The sequence below is a fragment of the Pseudomonas sp. WS 5059 genome (genome assembly GCF_012985525.1).
In the GTDB taxonomy this organism is placed as follows: domain Bacteria; phylum Pseudomonadota; class Gammaproteobacteria; order Pseudomonadales; family Pseudomonadaceae; genus Aquipseudomonas.
Map to the genome: position 1 here is coordinate 129,484 of NZ_JAAQWO010000002.1, position 16,272 is coordinate 145,755.

The 16,272-nt window shown below is 61.7% G+C and carries 14 protein-coding genes; 4 read left to right on the plus strand and 10 right to left on the minus strand.

What is annotated here, in order from left to right; all coding sequences use genetic code 11:
* Positions 1 to 14: 14 nt before the first annotated feature.
* A complete protein-coding gene (gene leuS, locus HBO12_RS05360; RefSeq protein WP_169951198.1) occupies positions 15 to 2,621 on the minus strand; it encodes a leucine--tRNA ligase in 2,607 nt (868 codons plus the stop codon).
* A 262-nt stretch (positions 2,622 to 2,883) separates the two neighbouring features.
* Between leuS and HBO12_RS05365 the strand changes: the two genes are divergently transcribed.
* Positions 2,884 to 3,201: a hypothetical protein gene (locus HBO12_RS05365; protein WP_169951196.1), complete on the plus strand. Its 318-nt coding sequence runs from the start codon at positions 2,884 to 2,886 to the stop codon at positions 3,199 to 3,201.
* A gap of 84 nt (positions 3,202 to 3,285) precedes the next feature.
* A complete protein-coding gene (locus tag HBO12_RS05370) occupies positions 3,286 to 4,047 on the plus strand; it encodes a YdcF family protein (RefSeq protein WP_170041674.1) in 762 nt (253 codons plus the stop codon).
* A gap of 34 nt (positions 4,048 to 4,081) precedes the next feature.
* Here the strand turns inward: HBO12_RS05370 and lnt are convergent, their stop codons facing one another.
* The 5 genes from lnt to miaB all read right to left on the minus strand — a co-directional run bounded on the left by lnt (position 4,082) and on the right by miaB (position 9,517).
* A complete protein-coding gene (lnt, locus tag HBO12_RS05375) occupies positions 4,082 to 5,605 on the minus strand; it encodes an apolipoprotein N-acyltransferase (RefSeq protein WP_169951191.1) in 1,524 nt (507 codons plus the stop codon).
* A gap of 8 nt (positions 5,606 to 5,613) precedes the next feature.
* Positions 5,614 to 6,453 (minus strand): HlyC/CorC family transporter, encoded by an 840-nt coding sequence (locus HBO12_RS05380; protein WP_169951188.1) that lies wholly within the window; start codon positions 6,451 to 6,453, stop codon positions 5,614 to 5,616.
* A gap of 42 nt (positions 6,454 to 6,495) precedes the next feature.
* A complete protein-coding gene (ybeY, locus tag HBO12_RS05385; protein WP_169951186.1) occupies positions 6,496 to 6,954 on the minus strand; it encodes an rRNA maturation RNase YbeY in 459 nt (152 codons plus the stop codon).
* Complete coding sequence (locus tag HBO12_RS05390; RefSeq protein WP_169951184.1) at positions 6,947 to 7,951, minus strand: PhoH family protein; 1,005 nt, start codon at positions 7,949 to 7,951, stop codon at positions 6,947 to 6,949. The genes ybeY and HBO12_RS05390 overlap by 8 nt, the downstream gene beginning before the upstream one ends.
* 237 nt (positions 7,952 to 8,188) lie before the next feature.
* Positions 8,189 to 9,517 carry a tRNA (N6-isopentenyl adenosine(37)-C2)-methylthiotransferase MiaB gene (gene miaB, locus HBO12_RS05395; protein WP_170041675.1) on the minus strand — a complete coding sequence of 443 codons (1,329 nt, stop codon included), beginning with the start codon at positions 9,515 to 9,517 and terminating at the stop codon, positions 8,189 to 8,191.
* A 132-nt stretch (positions 9,518 to 9,649) separates the two neighbouring features.
* Between miaB and HBO12_RS05400 the strand changes: the two genes are divergently transcribed.
* The gene (locus HBO12_RS05400; RefSeq protein ID WP_003215457.1) at positions 9,650 to 9,976 is read left to right on the plus strand and encodes a DUF1820 family protein; all 327 of its coding nucleotides are present in this window, start codon (positions 9,650 to 9,652) and stop codon (positions 9,974 to 9,976) included.
* A 118-nt stretch (positions 9,977 to 10,094) separates the two neighbouring features.
* Here HBO12_RS05400 and HBO12_RS05405 read toward each other — a convergent pair whose 3' ends face one another.
* The 4 genes from HBO12_RS05405 to HBO12_RS05420 all read right to left on the minus strand — a co-directional run bounded on the left by HBO12_RS05405 (position 10,095) and on the right by HBO12_RS05420 (position 13,615).
* Positions 10,095 to 10,649, minus strand: coding sequence for a tetratricopeptide repeat protein (locus tag HBO12_RS05405; RefSeq protein ID WP_169951182.1), 555 nt, complete (start codon positions 10,647 to 10,649; stop codon positions 10,095 to 10,097).
* A 225-nt stretch (positions 10,650 to 10,874) separates the two neighbouring features.
* Complete coding sequence (gene hemL, locus HBO12_RS05410; protein WP_170041676.1) at positions 10,875 to 12,158, minus strand: glutamate-1-semialdehyde 2,1-aminomutase; 1,284 nt, start codon at positions 12,156 to 12,158, stop codon at positions 10,875 to 10,877.
* Positions 12,159 to 12,175: 17 nt separating this feature from the next.
* Positions 12,176 to 12,799 (minus strand): thiamine phosphate synthase, encoded by a 624-nt coding sequence (thiE, locus tag HBO12_RS05415; RefSeq protein WP_170041677.1) that lies wholly within the window; start codon positions 12,797 to 12,799, stop codon positions 12,176 to 12,178.
* An 18-nt stretch (positions 12,800 to 12,817) separates the two neighbouring features.
* A complete protein-coding gene (locus HBO12_RS05420) occupies positions 12,818 to 13,615 on the minus strand; it encodes a hydroxymethylpyrimidine/phosphomethylpyrimidine kinase (protein WP_169951175.1) in 798 nt (265 codons plus the stop codon).
* 287 nt (positions 13,616 to 13,902) lie between these two features.
* Here HBO12_RS05420 and HBO12_RS05425 point away from each other — a divergent pair, with 287 nt between their 5' ends.
* Positions 13,903 to 16,272, plus strand: coding sequence for a hybrid sensor histidine kinase/response regulator (locus tag HBO12_RS05425; RefSeq protein ID WP_170041678.1), 2,370 nt, complete (start codon positions 13,903 to 13,905; stop codon positions 16,270 to 16,272).

The window sequence follows — 16,272 nt, forward strand, 5'->3', positions numbered from 1 at the left end:
GGCGCCCGATCCGATTAGCTAGCGACGATATTGACCAGTTTGCCGGGCACCACGATCACTTTGCGGATCGTCAGGCCTTCGGTGAAGCGCAGCACGTTCTCGTTGCTACGCGCGGCGGCTTCGACTTCTTCGCGGCTGGCGCTGGCAGGCATGTCGATCTGGCCGCGCAGCTTGCCGTTGACCTGAATCACCAGTTGAAGCGTGTCCTGGACCAGGGCGCTGTCATCCGCGACCGGCCATGCAGCATCGATCACCGCGCCGCTGTGGCCCAACTGGCTCCACAGGTCGTGGCTGATGTGCGGGGTAATCGGTGCCAGCAGCAACACGACAGTTTCCAGGCCTTCCTGCACCAGTGCGCGGTCTTGTTCGGTAGCCTGTGGGGCCTTTTCCAGCACGTTCATCAGCGTCATCACCTGGGCGATGGCAGTGTTGAACTTGTGGTGCTGGCCCACGTCCTGGCTGGCTTGCTTGATGGCCAGGTGGGTGCTGCGGCGAATGAGCTTCTGCTCGTCGCTCAACGACGCCACGTCCAGCTTGCCCGGCAAGCCCTGGCTGATATGGGCATGCGCCAGGCGCCAGACACGCTTGAGGAAACGGTGCGAACCTTCGACACCGGAGTCCGACCATTCGGCGCTCATGTCGGGCGGCGAGGCGAACATCATGAACAGGCGGCAGGTGTCGGCGCCGAACTGGTCGATCATCGACTGTGGGTCGACGCCGTTGTTCTTCGACTTGGCCATCTTCTCGGTGCCGCCGATTTCCACCGGCAGGCCGTCGGATTTCAGCTTGGCACTGATCACCTTGGCCTTGCTGTCACGCTCAAGCTCCACGTCCGCCGGGTTGAACCAGGTGTAGGCGCCATTGGCTTCGCGGCGATAGTAAGTCTCGGCGATCACCATGCCCTGGGTCAGCAGGTTCTTGAACGGCTCGTCGGAGCTGACCAGGCCTTCGTCACGCATCAGCTTGTGGAAGAAGCGTGCGTACAGCAGGTGCAGGATCGCGTGTTCGATGCCACCGATGTACTGGTCCACCGGCAACCAGTGGTCGGCCGCGGATTTTTCCACCAGGCCGCCTTCATAGTGCGGCGAGGCGTAGCGGGCGTAGTACCACGAGGACTCGACGAAGGTGTCCATGGTGTCGGTTTCACGCTTGGCAGGCTGGCCGCATTTCGGGCAACTGCACTCGTAGAACTCGGGCATGCGCGCCAATGGCGAACCGGCGCCGTCCGGCACCACGTCTTCGGGCAGCACCACCGGCAATTGGTCTTCCGGTACCGGTACGTCGCCACAGCTTTCGCAGTGGATGATCGGGATCGGGCAGCCCCAGTAGCGCTGGCGGCTGATGCCCCAGTCGCGCAGGCGGAACTGGGTGCGCGAGGCACCGAGGTTTTTCTTGATCAGGGCGACTTCCATGGCGTCGAAGGCGCCAGCGAAGTCCAGGCCGTCGAACTCGCCGGAGTTGATCAGGGTGCCGTGTTCGTTATAAGCGTCCTGCCACGGGGCCGGGTTGGTTTCACCGGAGCTGGTGCGCACCACGGACTTGATCGGCAGGTTGTACTTGGTGGCGAATTCGAAATCGCGCTCGTCGTGGGCGGGCACTGCCATTACTGCGCCATCGCCGTAGTGCATCAGCACATAGTTGGCGACCCATACCGGCAGTTTTTCGCCGGTCAGCGGGTGCTCGACAAACAGCGAGGTCGGCAGGCCCTTTTTCTCCTGGGTGGCGACGTCGGCTTCGGCCACGCTGCCGCCTTTGCATTCGGCGATAAAGGCCTGCAGCTCAGGGTTGTTTTTTGCGGCCAGGGTGGCCAGCGGGTGTTCGGCGGCCACGGCGACGTAGGTCGCGCCCATCAGGGTGTCTGGACGGGTGGTGAAGACTTTCAGTGCGCCAGCAACGCCTATGGAATCGACGTTGTACGGGAACTGCACTTCCATGCCCTTGGACTTGCCGATCCAGTTGCGCTGCATGGTCTTGACCTGTTCAGGCCAGCCCGGCAGGTCGTCAAGGCTCGACAAGAGCTCATCGGCATAGGCGGTGATCTTGAAGTAGTACATCGGGATTTCGCGCTTCTCGATCAGCGCGCCGGAACGCCAGCCGCGACCGTCGATCACCTGCTCGTTGGCCAAGACGGTCTGATCGACCGGATCCCAGTTCACGGTGCCGCTTTTTTTGTAGATCACGCCTTTTTCGAACAGGCGAGTGAACAGCCATTGTTCCCAGCGGTAGTAGTCCGGCTTGCAGGTGGTCACTTCGCGCGACCAGTCCACGGCCAGGCCCAGGCTGCGCAGCTGGGTCTTCATGTAGGCGATGTTTTCGTAGGTCCACTTGGCGGGCGCTACGTTGTTTTTCATCGCGGCGTTTTCCGCAGGCATGCCGAAGGCGTCCCAACCCATAGGTTGCAGGACGTTTTTGCCGAGCATGCGCTGGTAGCGGGAAATCACGTCGCCGATGGTGTAGTTACGCACGTGCCCCATGTGTAGTTTGCCGCTGGGGTAAGGGAACATCGATAGGCAGTAGTAAGTCTCCTTGCCTGGCTGTTCACTGACTTCAAAGGACTTTTGCTCATCCCAGAAAGTTTGGGCGGCATTTTCTATTTCACGGGGCTGATATTGTTCGTGCATGGCTACTTTTGAACTGAATAGGGGTGGCCTAATCCTCTTCGGTGCATTGTCCGGGTTGATCGACACCAAAAAGCGGCGCGTCCGTGCCCAAACCCTGCGGGAAGTGGAGTTACAGGAAGCGCCGTAGCATACATGACCCCACTCTATCGAGGGAAACCCTGATTGCGCAGCGCAGGCCGTTGGTCGCGGCGTGCGGTTGGTTGCGTCAGCGCAGCTACGCTGTTTATTGGGGAGTGAGACTTATCTTTAATGAGGTGAGGGGATGGTTGATTCGCAGCGAATGAGAACGAAACCGGAAGTGTATGAGGGACTGATCGACCGCTTGGGTCGAGCACTGGACGCAGCAAGAACCGCGGGCCGATTGCGTGACGAACGGCCCGATGAGCTGGAACTGCGAGGCTTGAGCCCTGCAGAGTTTGAAGTGATCAAGGCCTACCTGGACTTGAACGCGCGCCCAATCCCGCAGTGGGTGGCTCCTGTGCCAGCCAGGGAGGCGGTGCGATCGTCCAAGGTGGTATGGCTCAAGGACTTGTCGGCCGGCCGCGGCCCGGAAAAGCTGCGGTCTGTACGATTCAAGTAACCTGCTCAGCGTTATCCGCCGCTGGTAAAGATTGTCGCTAAACCCCGTTACACCTTAGGCTTCGGGCATCTTTGGAGATGCTCGATGCCTATTCGTTATTTCATCAAACAATTATTGCTGCCGCCCGGCATTCTCTTGCTGCTGCTGGCCCTTGCCTGGTGGTTTCGCCGCACCCGCCCACGCTTGGCTGGCGTGTGCTTTGCCCTGGGGTTTGGCGGGATGTGGCTCATCAGCCTGCCGGTGATGGTGGAGTGGGGCGCGCGTGCCCTGGAAACCGAGCCGCCATTGGCCCTGGACGACTGGGCCAGCCTGGCACAAGGGGCCGATGCCATTGTGGTGCTGGGCTCGGGCCGCGAGCGCGGTGACCCGGCCTGGGGCGCTGATCAGCCGACTGGCGTGGGCCTGGAGCGTCAGCGCTACGCGGCGCGATTGGCCAAGGCCTCGGGCTTGCCGGTGCTGACCACCGGCGGCCTGCACTATGGCACGCCGCCCAGCGAGGCAGAGTTGATGGCGGTGTCGATGCAGCAAGACTTTGGTGTGGCCGTACGCTGGAAGGAAGAGCGCAGCCGCACCACCTGGGAAAATGCGCAGATGAGCGCCGAGATCCTGTTGCCCCAGGGCGTCAAGCGCGTGGTAGTCGTGACCCAGGCCTGGCATATGCCGCGCTCAGTGTGGAGCTTCGAGAAGGCCGGCTTTACCGTGGTGCCGGCGCCGGTCGGCTTCCTGGGAGTGGACAATGCCCGGCCGCTGGGCGGCTGGATGCCGGAGTTCAAGTCGATCTGGCAGAGCGGGCAGTTAATCAATGAGGCGGTGGGGCAGGTAGGTTACCGCCTGTTCTATCGTTGATGGCGCAAATCAAAATGTGGGGCTTGTGTGTCTGTCAGACGGTCTTGGCCATGCGCCCGGCCAGTAGCGCCCAGCCAAACAGCCCCAGGCACAGGATGATCAGCGGCCACGAACGCCATTGCAGGTACGGCGTCAGGTTGTGCATTGGTACGACCTCGCCGTAGAGAATGCCGCGTTCGAACTGCGGGATCTGCTCGGTGATCTGCCCGAATGGGTTGATCAGGCCGGTCACGCCGTTGTTGGTCGCGCGAATCATCCAGCGGCCGGCTTCCAGGGCGCGCATCTGGGCCATTTGCAGGTGTTGCAAGGGGCCGATGGAGGTGCCGAACCAGGTGTCATTGCTGATGGTCAGCAACAAGTCGCTGCGGGCGGCGAGGCCGGCGGCAAACTCCGGGTAGACCACTTCGTAGCAGATATACGGCGCGATCTGATAACCCTTGGCTTGCAGCATGGCCTGGTCCTCAGGCCCGCGGGCAAAGTCCGACATCGGCAGGTCGAAGAACGCAATCAGGCCGCGCAGCACATCCTGCAGCGGCACGTACTCGCCAAAGGGCACCAGTTTCTGCTTCAAATAGGTGCCATCACCCTGGCCAACCACGGTGATGCCATTGAAGTAGCGCTTTTCGTGGCGTACTTCCTGGCGGATTGGCACGCCGGTGATCATCGCCGCATCCCGGTCGGCGGCGAACTTGCCCATCATTGCCAGGTAGCCCTCGACGGACTCCTTGAGCACCGGCACGGCGGTTTCCGGCCAGATCAGCAGGTCCACACGCTTGGAGGCAAAACTCATGTCGCGGTACAGCGCCAGTTGCTCATTGAGCTGCGCCGGGTCCCACTTCATGCTCTGCTCGACATTGCCCTGGATCGCCGCGACGGTCAGCGGTTCACCGGCAGGGCTGGTCCAGGCGTGGTGCTTGAGCGCCAGGCCAATCGCCCAGGGCGCAACCAGCAGCACCAGGCCCGTGGCGATGAACGCGTTGCGCCTGGCCGCCAGCAAACGCGGCAGGTTGACGATCAGCGCCGCGCTCAAGGCCAGCGCAAACGAAATCAGCCACACCCCGCCCAGCGGCGCGAGCCCGGCCAGCGGGCCGTCGAGCTGGCTATAACCGGAGTACAGCCAGGGAAAGCCGGTGAGGAACCAGCCGCGAAATGCTTCCTGGCCCACCCACAGCGCGGCAAACGCCAGGGCATCGGCCAGCGGCGCTTCGTTACGGCGCAGCCAGCGGGCCCAGAGCCAGGCAGGCAGGGCAAAGAACAGCGCGATCGCGGCGGTAAAGGCGAGCATCAACAGCCCGGCCAGCAACACCGAAGCGCCACCAAAGTGGTGGATGCTGTAATAAATCCAGCTGGTGCCCGCGCCAAACAGGCCAAAACCGAAGCACCAGCCACGCCCGAAGGCCTGGCGTGGTGTCAGTTGGCGCATTCCGGCATAGAACACCCCGACCGCCACCAGTGCCAGCGGCCAGATATCGAACGGCGCCAGCGCCAGGGTGGTGATAGCACCGGCCACCACGGCCAGCAGGTTACCGGGCCAGCCGGGTGCGGTGAGACGGCGCATATCAGTCCTTAGCGGGCAATAGGTGTCAGGCGGATCAGGTGGATGCGACGGCTATCGGCATTGAGGATGCGGAAGCGATAGGCGCCGATCTCGGTGGTTTCGTTACGCTTGGGCAGATGGCCAAACGCACTCATCACCAGGCCGCCGACGGTGTCGAATTCATCGTCGGAGAACCCGCTGTCGAAGAACTCGTTGAAGTTCTCGATCGGCGTCAGCGCCTTGACCAGGAAATCACCGCTGGGCAGCGGCTTGATGTAGCTGTCTTCTTCGACGTCGTGTTCGTCTTCGATATCGCCGACGATCTGTTCCAGCACGTCTTCGATGGTCACCAGGCCCGCGACGCCGCCGTATTCGTCAATGACGATGGCCATGTGATTGTGGTTGGCGCGAAACTCGCGCAGCAGCACATTCAGGCGCTTGGATTCAGGCACGAAGGTCGCAGGACGCAGCAGGTCCTTGATGTTGAAGCTGTCGCCGTTCTCCTTGAGGATCAACGGCAGCAGGTCCTTGGCCAGCAGGACACCCATGACGTCGTCATGGCTTTCGCCGATCACCGGGTAGCGCGAGTGCGCCGAGTCGATCACGGCCGGGAGGAATTCCCGTGGGGTCTGGGTCGCCTTGATGCTGATCATCTGCGAACGCGGGACCATGATGTCCCTAACTTGCAGGTCAGCCACCTGGATGGCGCCTTCGACGATGGCCAGCGCTTCGCTGTCCAGCAACTTGTTCTGATGGGCCTCGCGCAGCAGCTCCAGCAGCTCCTGGCGGTTTTTCGGCTCGTGGGCAAAAGCCTGGGTCAGTTTACCCAGCCATGACTTTTGCCCGTTGCTCGATCGGTCTTCGCTCATAGCGATTACTCTAAATCCTTGATTGTTTCAGTTGAGTGTCGATTAGTGTTCGTCGTCTGCATAGGGGTCAGGATGACCCAACTCTGCAAGCAACGTTCGTTCCAGTGCTTCCATTTCTTCGGCTTCTTCATCATCTATATGGTCGTAGCCCAACAGATGCAAGCAGCCGTGCATGACCAAATGGGCCCAGTGGGCCTCAAGGGCCTTGCCTTGTTCTTGCGCCTCGCGCTCCACCACGGCGACGCAGATCACCAGGTCACCCAGCAGCGGGATATCCAGCAGTTCGTCCGGTACATCGGCGGGGAACGACAGCACATTGGTTGCGTAGTCTTTCTGGCGCCAGGTGTGATTCAGCTCGCGGCCTTCAGGTTCGTCCACCAGACGGATGGTCAGTTCCGAGTCAGCGCTGCGCTGGCGCAGGGCCAGTGCGCACCATTGGCGGAACTGCGCTTCGCTGGGGGCTGGCGCTTCGGTGGCCAGTTGCAGGTCAAGCTCAAGCATCGCGGCGGTTGTCCTTCGACAGGCCGTCGTCGCGGTGTTCGAAACGCTCGTAGGCCTCGACAATGCGCTGTACCAACGGATGACGCACCACGTCCTTGGGCATGAAGTGGGTAAAGCTGATTCCCGGCACGTCCTTGAGCACCTCGATTACCTGGCCCAGGCCCGACTTGGTGCCCTTGGGCAGGTCGACCTGGGTGATATCGCCGGTGATCACGGCCGTGGAGCCGAAACCGATGCGCGTCAGGAACATCTTCATCTGTTCGACCGTGGTGTTCTGGCTTTCGTCGAGGATGATGAAGCTGTTGTTCAACGTGCGGCCGCGCATATAGGCCAGCGGGGCGATCTCGATCACCTGGCGCTCGATCAGCTTGGCCACGTATTCGAAGCCGAGCATTTCATACAGTGCGTCGTACAGCGGGCGCAGGTACGGGTCGATCTTCTGGGCCAGGTCGCCGGGCAGAAAGCCCAGTTTCTCGCCCGCTTCCACCGCCGGGCGCACCAACAGGATGCGTCGCACCTGTTCGCGCTCCAGGGCGTCTACCGCACAGGCCACGGCCAGGTAGGTCTTGCCGGTACCGGCCGGGCCGATGCCGAAGTTGATGTCGTTGCCGAGGATTTCCTTGACGTACTTCTGCTGATTCAAGCCCCGTGGGCGAATCATGCCTTTTTTGGTACGCAGCGCCACGCTGGCTTCGGCCACCGGGTTGTTGGCCAGGTCTTCCACGGCCGATTCCTGCAGGTACAGGTGCACCGTTTCCGGCGACAGCTCGCTACCCTTGGTCTCGCGGTAGAGGCGACGCAGCAGGTTTTCTGCAGACGTGGTGTGCTGGGGTTCACCAATAAGCTCGAACTGGTTGCCGCGGTTGCGGATCTCGATGCTCAGGCGTTGTTCGATCAGGCGCAGGTGCTCGTCGAACTGTCCGCACAGATTGGCGAAACGACGAGCCTCAAACGGCTCGAGGAGGAAACGATGGGGTTCTGCTATGGGTGCGTTCAAGGTTGCTTTTAGCCGCCCTTTGGCTGTTTAGGTGAAATAGAGGATAACGCCAGCTGCCGGTGTGCGAAAGCACTTAAATGGACGGGCTTGGCTCTCAGGAACAACGAAGATCCACTGTGGGAGCTGGCTTGCCTGCGATAGGGCCGCCCCGTTCGAAAGAGATACTGCCTGTTACATCGCTATCGCAGGCAAGCCAGCTCCCACATTTGATCTGCATTTGCCTTCGGATCTGCTCCGTCAGTTGATCAACGAGCCGCGCAGCGAGTGCGGTTGCGCCGCGTCGATGTGCACGTCGGCGAACTGGCCGATCAGCGTCGGGTTATCACAGCGGAAGTTGACGATCCGGTTGTTCTCGGTGCGCCCCTGCAACTCGCCCGGGTCTTTCTTCGAGTAATCGGTGACCAGGATACGCTGGGTCGAACCGACCATCTGTCGGCTGATCTCGAAGCCTTGCTGGTTGAGGCGATGCTGCAGCGCGTTCAGGCGCTCCTTTTTCAGCTCCTCCGGGGTTTCGTCGACCAGGTCGGCAGCCGGAGTGCCGGGGCGCTGGCTGTAGACGAAGGAGTAGGAGAAGTCGAAACCGACGTCTTCAATCAGCTTCATGGTCTGCTGGAAGTCTTTCTCGGTCTCGCCGGGGAACCCAACGATAAAGTCCGAGCTGATGCAGATGCCCGGCACGGCGGCGCGCAGTTTGCGCAACTTGGACTTGTACTCCAGCGCCGTGTGGTTGCGCTTCATCGCCGAAAGGATACGGTCCGAACCCGATTGCACCGGCAAGTGCAGGTGCTTGACCAGCTCCGGCACTTCGGCGTGGGCCTGGATCAGGCTGTCGGAGAACTCCAGCGGGTGCGAGGTGGTGTAGCGAATCCGCTCGATGCCATCTACCGCCGCAACCACGCGAATCAGCTCGGCCAGGTCCGCCAGGCGCCCATCGTGGGTCTGGCCGCGGTAGCCGTTGACGTTCTGCCCCAGCAGGGTCACTTCACGCACGCCGTTTTCGGCCAGGTGGATGATTTCTGCAAGTACATCGTCGAACGGCCGGCTGACTTCTTCGCCACGGGTATAAGGCACCACGCAGAAGGTGCAGTACTTGCTGCAACCTTCCATGACCGACACATAGGCGCTGGGGCCGTCGATGCGTGGCTCGGGCAAATGGTCGAATTTTTCGATTTCCGGGAACGAGACGTCCACCTGCGGCAGCTTGGTGATACGCGCAGCGTCGATCATTTCCGGCAGGCGGTGCAGGGTCTGCGGGCCGAAGACCACGTCGACGTAGGGCGCGCGGTCGCGAATGGCGGCGCCTTCCTGGCTGGCCACGCAACCGCCGACGGCGATTACCATGTCCGGGTTGGCCAGTTTCAGTTCGCGCCAGCGGCCCAGCTGCGAGTAGACCCGGTCCTGGGCCCGTTCGCGGATCGAGCAGGTATTGAGCAGGATCACGTCGGCATCTTCGGCGCGAGCCGTGACTTCCAGGGCCTGATGTTCACCCAGCAGATCGACCATGCGCGAGCTGTCGTACTCGTTCATCTGGCAACCGTGGGTTTCGATGTAAAGCTTCTTGGCCATGGGAATCGTCAACTGGTGGTAAAGAACCGCGCATTATAGGGGGCATGCCCATTGGTTCCTAGCACTGTGCATCGGGTGCCATGCTATAGTTCGCGCCCTCATTTATATCCGCCGATGTGCTGCCCGCCCCCCATGACCAAACGTGAAGCTCCAATCTACAAGGTGATTTTCCTTAACCAGGGCCAGGTGTTCGAAATGTACGCCAAGCAGATCTATCAAAGTGATCTGTGGGGCTTCCTGGAAGTGGAAGAGTTCGTCTTTGGCGAGCGCACGCAACTGGTCGTCGATCCGGGCGAGGAAAAGCTCAAGGCCCAGTTCGAAGGCGTGGTGCGCAGTTTTGTGCCGATGCATTCGATTGTGCGTATCGATGAAGTCGAACGCTTGGGTACGCCGAAGATCAGCGAAGCGCGGGGCATGAGCAATGTCATGCCGTTTCCGATGCCGATGCCTGAGAAGTAGGCTTTTAGACCGCGTCGCGCCTATCGCAGGCAAGCCAGCTCGCACATTTTGATTTGTGAACACATTCAAATGTAGGAGCTGGCTTGCCTGCGATGACGTCAGAAGGGTTTAGACAACCTCAAGGCAGCGGCGAAAAGGGCGAACGCCCATCCGCACTCTGCAATTCCTGCAAGTAATTGCGGAAAATCTGACCCAGTACCTGGGTCGCCACTTCCAGCTCATCACGCTGCATGTGCTCGGCCACTTCGTCAGCGGTGTCGAGGGCATCTTCGGCGCCGTTGACCGCCGCCATCTTCAGCACGATATACGCCTGCACGTTATTGGCCGGCACGCCTTCGCCGTGGAAGAACATGCTGCCCAGCTTGAACTGCGCCTGGGCATGGCCCTGCAACGAGGCTTTCTCGAAGAAACTCAGGGCTTTGTTCAGGTCGCGGGCAGGGTTTTTGTCGTCGTAGAAGAATTCGCCCAACTCGTATTGCGCCTGCGCATCCCCGCTATCGGCCAGGGCCTGGCAGGCGTTCAGCGCCTCGGCCTGGCTGTCGGGCTGAGTATTGAGGGTGCAACGACCCATCGCTGGGATCAACAACGAGTTGCCGCCCGCTTGTGCATGTGCAAGCAGCGGTTGAAGGAGCAACAGGCAGCCCAGAACCAGGGTGCGGCCGGTGCGTTTCATGGGAATCGACTTACCTCTGACGGGGCGCGTGGAGCCACGTGGGGATCCAATAAGCGCGCATTATGAAATAAGCAGGCCTCTGCTTACAAAGTCTTTACTCGTTTTTCTGCTGCGTGGGCAAGTTATCTGCCGGATTGCAGGTGATTTCTCGAGAAAACGAGGAAATTTCTGTAAGCAAGGTAGCAAATCTGACGCCACCAGGGGCGGCGTCAGGTTGTGGCTGTCTTACTTCAAAGCGGCGAAGGCACGCTCGGCAGCATCCAGGGTCAGTTTCAGCTCGGCTTCGCCATGGGCGATGGAGGTGAAACCGGCCTCGAAGGCACTCGGTGCCAGGTACACACCGCCTTCGAGCATCAGGTGGAAGAAGCGCTTGAACAGGTTGGCATCGCTGCCCATCACATCGTCAAAGGTGACGATATCGTCGGCGCCGCTGAAATACAGGCCGAACATGCCGCCGGCCTGGGTGGTGACGAACGGGATGCCCGCCGCATCGGCGCGTTGTTGCAGGCCGTCCAACAGGCGGGTGGTGTAGTCGCTCAGTTCGGCATGGAAGCCCGGGCGGCTGATCAGGCGCAGGGTGGTCAGGCCGGCGGCCATGGCCAGCGGGTTACCGGACAGGGTGCCAGCCTGGTAGACCTGGCCCAGTGGCGCGATGTGCTGCATGATCTCGCGCTTGCCGCCGAAGCAGCCTACCGGCATGCCGCCGCCGATGATTTTGCCGAAGGTGCTCAGGTCCGGCGTTACACCGTAGTGAGCCTGGGCGCCGCCGAGGGCGACGCGAAAACCGGTCATCACTTCGTCGAAGATCAACACCACGCCGTGCTTGTCGCACTGCTCACGCAGACCTTCGAGGAATCCCGGGGCCGGTGGCACGCAGTTCATGTTGCCGGCCACCGGCTCGACGATGATGCACGCCACCTCCTGACCGACTTCGCTGAGCATCTGCTCGACGGCGCCGATGTCATTGAACGGCAGGGTCAGGGTGTGCTTGGCAAACGCTGCTGGCACGCCCGCCGAACTCGGTACGCCCTGGGTCAGCAGGCCGGAGCCGGCCTTGACCAGCAGGCTGTCGGAGTGGCCGTGGTAGCAGCCTTCGAACTTGATGATGCTGTCGCGGCCGGTGAACCCACGGGCCAGGCGAATCGCGCTCATGGTCGCTTCAGTACCGGAGCTGACCATGCGCACCATCTCCATCGACGGCACGATCGAACACACCAGGTCCGCCATCTCGGTTTCCATGGCGGTGGGTGCGCCATACGACAAACCATGCTCCAACTGCTTGCGCACCGCGTCCAGCACGTCGGGATGGCTGTGGCCGAGGATCATCGGGCCCCATGAACCGACGTAGTCCACGTAGCGCTTGTCATCTTCGTCGGTGACGTAGGCGCCTTCGGCGTGCTTGAAGAACAGCGGCGTGCCGCCGACGCTCTTGAACGCACGCACGGGGGAGTTCACACCACCGGGGATGTGTTTCTGGGCATTGGCAAACAACGTTTCGGAACGAGACATGGGCAGGCTCTCTGAATTCAGGATTTGAGGAGTTCGTTGAAGGCGCGGGCGCGGCGCGTCACTTCCTGGGTGCTATCGGCACCGAACAGGCCGTGGACCACCGCCAGCAGATCGGCGCCGTGCTCCACCAGGGGCGCGGCGTTTTCCAGGGTGATGCCGCCGATCACGCAGATCGGCAGCTGCAAGCGGGCGCGGGCCTGGGCGAGCATTTCAACGGTGGCCGCGGGCGCGCCGGGCTTGGTCGTGGAGTTGAAGAAACGGCCAAAGGCAACATAGCTGGCGCCTTCGCGCGCGGCTTGTTCGGCCAGTTCGATCTGGCTGTGGCAGGTGGAACCGATGATGGCATTGCGCCCGAGCAGCGCCCGGGCCGGGGTCAGCGGGCCGTCGGTCTGGCCCAGGTGGACGCCGACGCCAAGGCGCGCGGCCAGTTCGGCATCGTCATTGATGATCAACTGGGTCTTGTAGCGCGCGCACAGTTCACGCAGCGCCTCGGCTTCGCGCAGGCGACGGGCCTCGTCGCTGCTCTTGTCGCGGTATTGCAGCAAGGTCACGCCGCCTTCCAGCGCGGCCTCGACGTAGGACAGGAACTTACCGGCCAATAGTTGGCTGTCGGTAATGGCATACAGGCCACGTAATTTCATCGAGCAGGCCCCTTGGTGTTACGAACAGAAATCCAGTGGCAGGCGCCGCGGCACAAATTGCCCTTGGCCCAATTGTTCGGCGTCCCGCAGGGTGCGCCAGGTGTAGTTGAGTGCCGACTCCACGGCGCTGGCCAGGCCTTCGCCCTGGGCCAGGCGGCCGGCCAGGGCGCTTGCCAGGGTGCAGCCGGAGCCATGATAGCTACCGGGCAGGCGCTGGCAGGTGAAGGTGCGGCGCGTGCCGTCGCGGCTGTACAGGCGATTGTGCACCTCATGCTCGTCGCCATGACCGCCGGTGATCAACAGGTGCTTGATAAACGGCAGCAGCTTTTCGGCGCATTCGTCTGCCGTGCCTTCGGGCAGTTCGGCGAGGATGCGTGCTTCAGGCAGGTTGGGCGTGGCGATCAGCGACAACGGCAACAGCCGCTCGCGCATCGCATAACCGACCTCATCCTTGCCCAGGCTGCCGCCGCCCCCGGCGCGCAGCACCGGGTCGCAAACCACCGGCAGGTGCGGCTGCTGCTGGAGCAGTTCGACCACCGTATCGACCATCACGGTGGAGCCGAGCATGCCCAGCTTGACCGCCGCCACTTGCGAGTCGCCGAGCACGGCATTGGCCTGGGCCAATACCCACTCGCGATCGAGCACGCGAAAATCACTGACATTGACGGTGTTCTGCACGGTCAGCGCGGTCACGGCCGGGGCCGCATGACAGCCTTGGGCGAGCAGGGCTTCGATATCTGCCTGCAAGCCGGCGCCACCACTGGGATCATGGCCGGAGAGACAGAGGACAACGGGGCGGGAGCTGTAGATATTCATGGTGCGCGAGCTTACCACCAAACGCTTTTTGCGTGGCTGTCGGGCAGTGCTTGTATTTTACGCCGGAGCACGCGCAAAAATGGCTATAAGCCATCATTTATTTGTGGGCGATTGAACGCTGAAAGCCCCGTCCTAGAGCCTTTCAAAAAATTATTTCAATGGTGTCTTTTGGCCTTTACCGGCTATGCTAGAGTGGATCTAAACAACTTAAATGTATCGCCGGTGTACGTCATCTCAAAAGGAATGGGGGGCTTTTGACATAACCGGACAGGCCACGCTGGGGCTCTATGCGCTATTTGCTGATGTTTCTCTTGTGCGGGCTGCCGATGCTGGCCGGCGCCGTCGAGTTCAATGAAACCACCCGCAGCCTTCCCCTCGGCCGGATCATGCAAGTCCTCGAAGATCCCAGTGGCAGCGTCACTATCGCCGATGCCCGTTCCGCGGCACTGGCCAACCGCTACACCCGCCATGATAAAGACACCCTCAATGCCGGCTATTCACGCTCGGCGTTCTGGCTCAAGGTCGACCTGCATTACCTGCCCAAGGATCCCCACGCCCAGCGCACCTGGCTGCTGGAACTGGCCTATCCGCCCCTGGATCATCTTGAGTTGTACGTGCCCGATGGCGCCGGTGGCTACCGCCTGGCCGGGCGCACCGGGGATGCATTGCCGTTTGCCAGCCGGGAAATCCGCCAGAACAACTACCTGTTCAATGTCGATTTCAAGGCGGGCGAGGAGAAGACCCTCTATCTGCGCCTGCAAAGCGAAGGCTCGATCCAGGCCCCGTTGACCCTATGGTCGAGCACCGCCTACCTGGAAGACCAGCCGCTGCGCCTGTATGTGCTGGGCCTGATCTACGGTGTGCTGCTGGGGATGCTGGTATACAACCTGTTCATCTACCTCAGCGTGCGCGATACCAGCTACCTCTATTACATCCTCTATATCGCCTCGTTCGGCATGTACCAGCTTTCGGTGAATGGCGCGGCGGTGGAGTATTTCTGGCCGGACAACCCCTGGTGGGCGAATGCGGCGACGCCGTTCCTGATCGGCGCGTCGGCATTGTTTGGCAGCCTGTTTGCCCGCAGCTTCCTGCATACCGCCCTCTATAGTCGCTGGGTGGACCGGCTGCTGCTGGTGCTGGTGGGCACGGGGGCGGTGGTGATGGTGTTGTCGCTGATGACCAGCTATGCCCTGGCCCTGCGCCTGGCGACCGCGCTGGCGCTGATTTTCACCGTGACCATCTTTGTCGCCGGGATCAGGGCCTGGTGCTGTGGCCAGCGCGTGGCGCGGTATTTCATCATCGCCTGGTCGGCGTTCCTGATCGGCGGGGTGGTCAACACGATGATGGTGTTGGGCTACCTGCCCAATGTGTTTCTCACCATGTACTCCAGCCAGATCGGCTCGGCCATCGAAGTCGCCCTGTTGTCCCTGGCCCTGGCCGACCGGATCAACGCGATGCGCGAACAGCAGGCGCAAATCCTGTTTGATGCCAGCCAGAAACTGGAAGTGCTCAACCAGCAACTGGCCCACAGCAACCAGTTGAAAGACGAATTCCTCGCGACCCTGACCCATGAACTGCGCACGCCGATGAACGGGGTGATTGGTTCACTGGAACTGATGCAGACCGAGCCCCTGGCCGGCGACCTCGCCCAGTACCAGCAAACCGCCGCCGGCTCGGCGCGGGACATGATGCGCATGGTCAACGGCATCCTCACCCTCACCGAGCTGCAGGCCGGCCGCCTTAGCGCGCAGCCGCAGGTGTTCAGCCTGCGCGGGGTGCTCGATACCTTGCGCCAGCAGTTCCTGGGTAATGCCCAGGGCAAGGGCCTGGAGTTTTCCATTGATGTGGCGGGCGAGTTGCCGGATCGCCTGGAGGGAGATGCTGGCAAACTGATGCAGTGCCTGGAATGCCTGCTGGATAACGCGTTCAAGTTCACCCACGAAGGTGCCGTGCGCGTGCGTGTGGTGGGGGTGCCCCGGGCTGATGGCCATCTGCATCTGACCTTTATCGTCACTGACTCCGGGATTGGCTTTGCGCAGTTGGATGAGGCGACCCTGTATCAGCGTTTCTTCCAGGTGGATGGCTCGACCACCCGCGAATACGGCGGCCTGGGTATTGGCCTGGCAATCTGCCGGCAGTTGATCGAATTGCTCGGTGGGCGCCTGACCCATCATTCCGAACCGCGCAAAGGCAGCCGTTTCCAGCTGGAGGTGGCGGTTATCGCGGTGCCGCCGGAGCCGTCCCGGGCCGTGGACCTGCACCGCGCGCCACAGGACTGCACGGTACTGCTGGTGGACGACAACAGCGTCTCGCAATTGGTCTTGCGCGGCATGTTGCTCAAGTTGGGCTACCGGGTAAAAGTGGCCGACAGCGGCCCCGTAGCCCTGGCGATGCTGCAGGAAGGGGCGTTTGATGCGGTGCTGCTGGATGTGCCCGAGGACGGCTTTTCCCTGTGCTGCCAGGTCCGCGCCTTGCCAGGCTGCGCTGAGCTGCCGGTGATCGCCTTGAGCGACTCTCTGCAGGGCAGCGCGCGCCAGCATTGTCATGGCATCGGCTTGACGGAGCAGTTACTCAAGCCGGTGCGTTTCGAGCTGTTGCAGGCGGTCTTGCAGCGGCGCCTGCTGTGCCCGCTAGAGGGTGAAAGCGCCGGCAGTTAG

What these genes read in the sequence shown, in the direction of transcription:
- leuS (WP_169951198.1), bottom strand. Translation starts at nt 2,621, where the DNA reads ATGCACGAACAATATCAGCCCCGTGAAATAGAAAATGCCGCCCAAACT.
- HBO12_RS05365 (WP_169951196.1), top strand. Translation starts at nt 2,884, where the DNA reads ATGGTTGATTCGCAGCGAATGAGAACGAAACCGGAAGTGTATGAGGGA.
- HBO12_RS05370 (WP_170041674.1), top strand. Translation starts at nt 3,286, where the DNA reads ATGCCTATTCGTTATTTCATCAAACAATTATTGCTGCCGCCCGGCATT.
- lnt (WP_169951191.1), bottom strand. Translation starts at nt 5,605, where the DNA reads ATGCGCCGTCTCACCGCACCCGGCTGGCCCGGTAACCTGCTGGCCGTG.
- HBO12_RS05380 (WP_169951188.1), bottom strand. Translation starts at nt 6,453, where the DNA reads ATGAGCGAAGACCGATCGAGCAACGGGCAAAAGTCATGGCTGGGTAAA.
- ybeY (WP_169951186.1), bottom strand. Translation starts at nt 6,954, where the DNA reads ATGCTTGAGCTTGACCTGCAACTGGCCACCGAAGCGCCAGCCCCCAGC.
- miaB (WP_170041675.1), bottom strand. Translation starts at nt 9,517, where the DNA reads ATGGCCAAGAAGCTTTACATCGAAACCCACGGTTGCCAGATGAACGAG.
- HBO12_RS05400 (WP_003215457.1), top strand. Translation starts at nt 9,650, where the DNA reads ATGACCAAACGTGAAGCTCCAATCTACAAGGTGATTTTCCTTAACCAG.
- HBO12_RS05405 (WP_169951182.1), bottom strand. Translation starts at nt 10,649, where the DNA reads ATGAAACGCACCGGCCGCACCCTGGTTCTGGGCTGCCTGTTGCTCCTT.
- hemL (WP_170041676.1), bottom strand. Translation starts at nt 12,158, where the DNA reads ATGTCTCGTTCCGAAACGTTGTTTGCCAATGCCCAGAAACACATCCCC.
- thiE (WP_170041677.1), bottom strand. Translation starts at nt 12,799, where the DNA reads ATGAAATTACGTGGCCTGTATGCCATTACCGACAGCCAACTATTGGCC.
- HBO12_RS05420 (WP_169951175.1), bottom strand. Translation starts at nt 13,615, where the DNA reads ATGAATATCTACAGCTCCCGCCCCGTTGTCCTCTGTCTCTCCGGCCAT.
- HBO12_RS05425 (WP_170041678.1), top strand. Translation starts at nt 13,903, where the DNA reads ATGCGCTATTTGCTGATGTTTCTCTTGTGCGGGCTGCCGATGCTGGCC.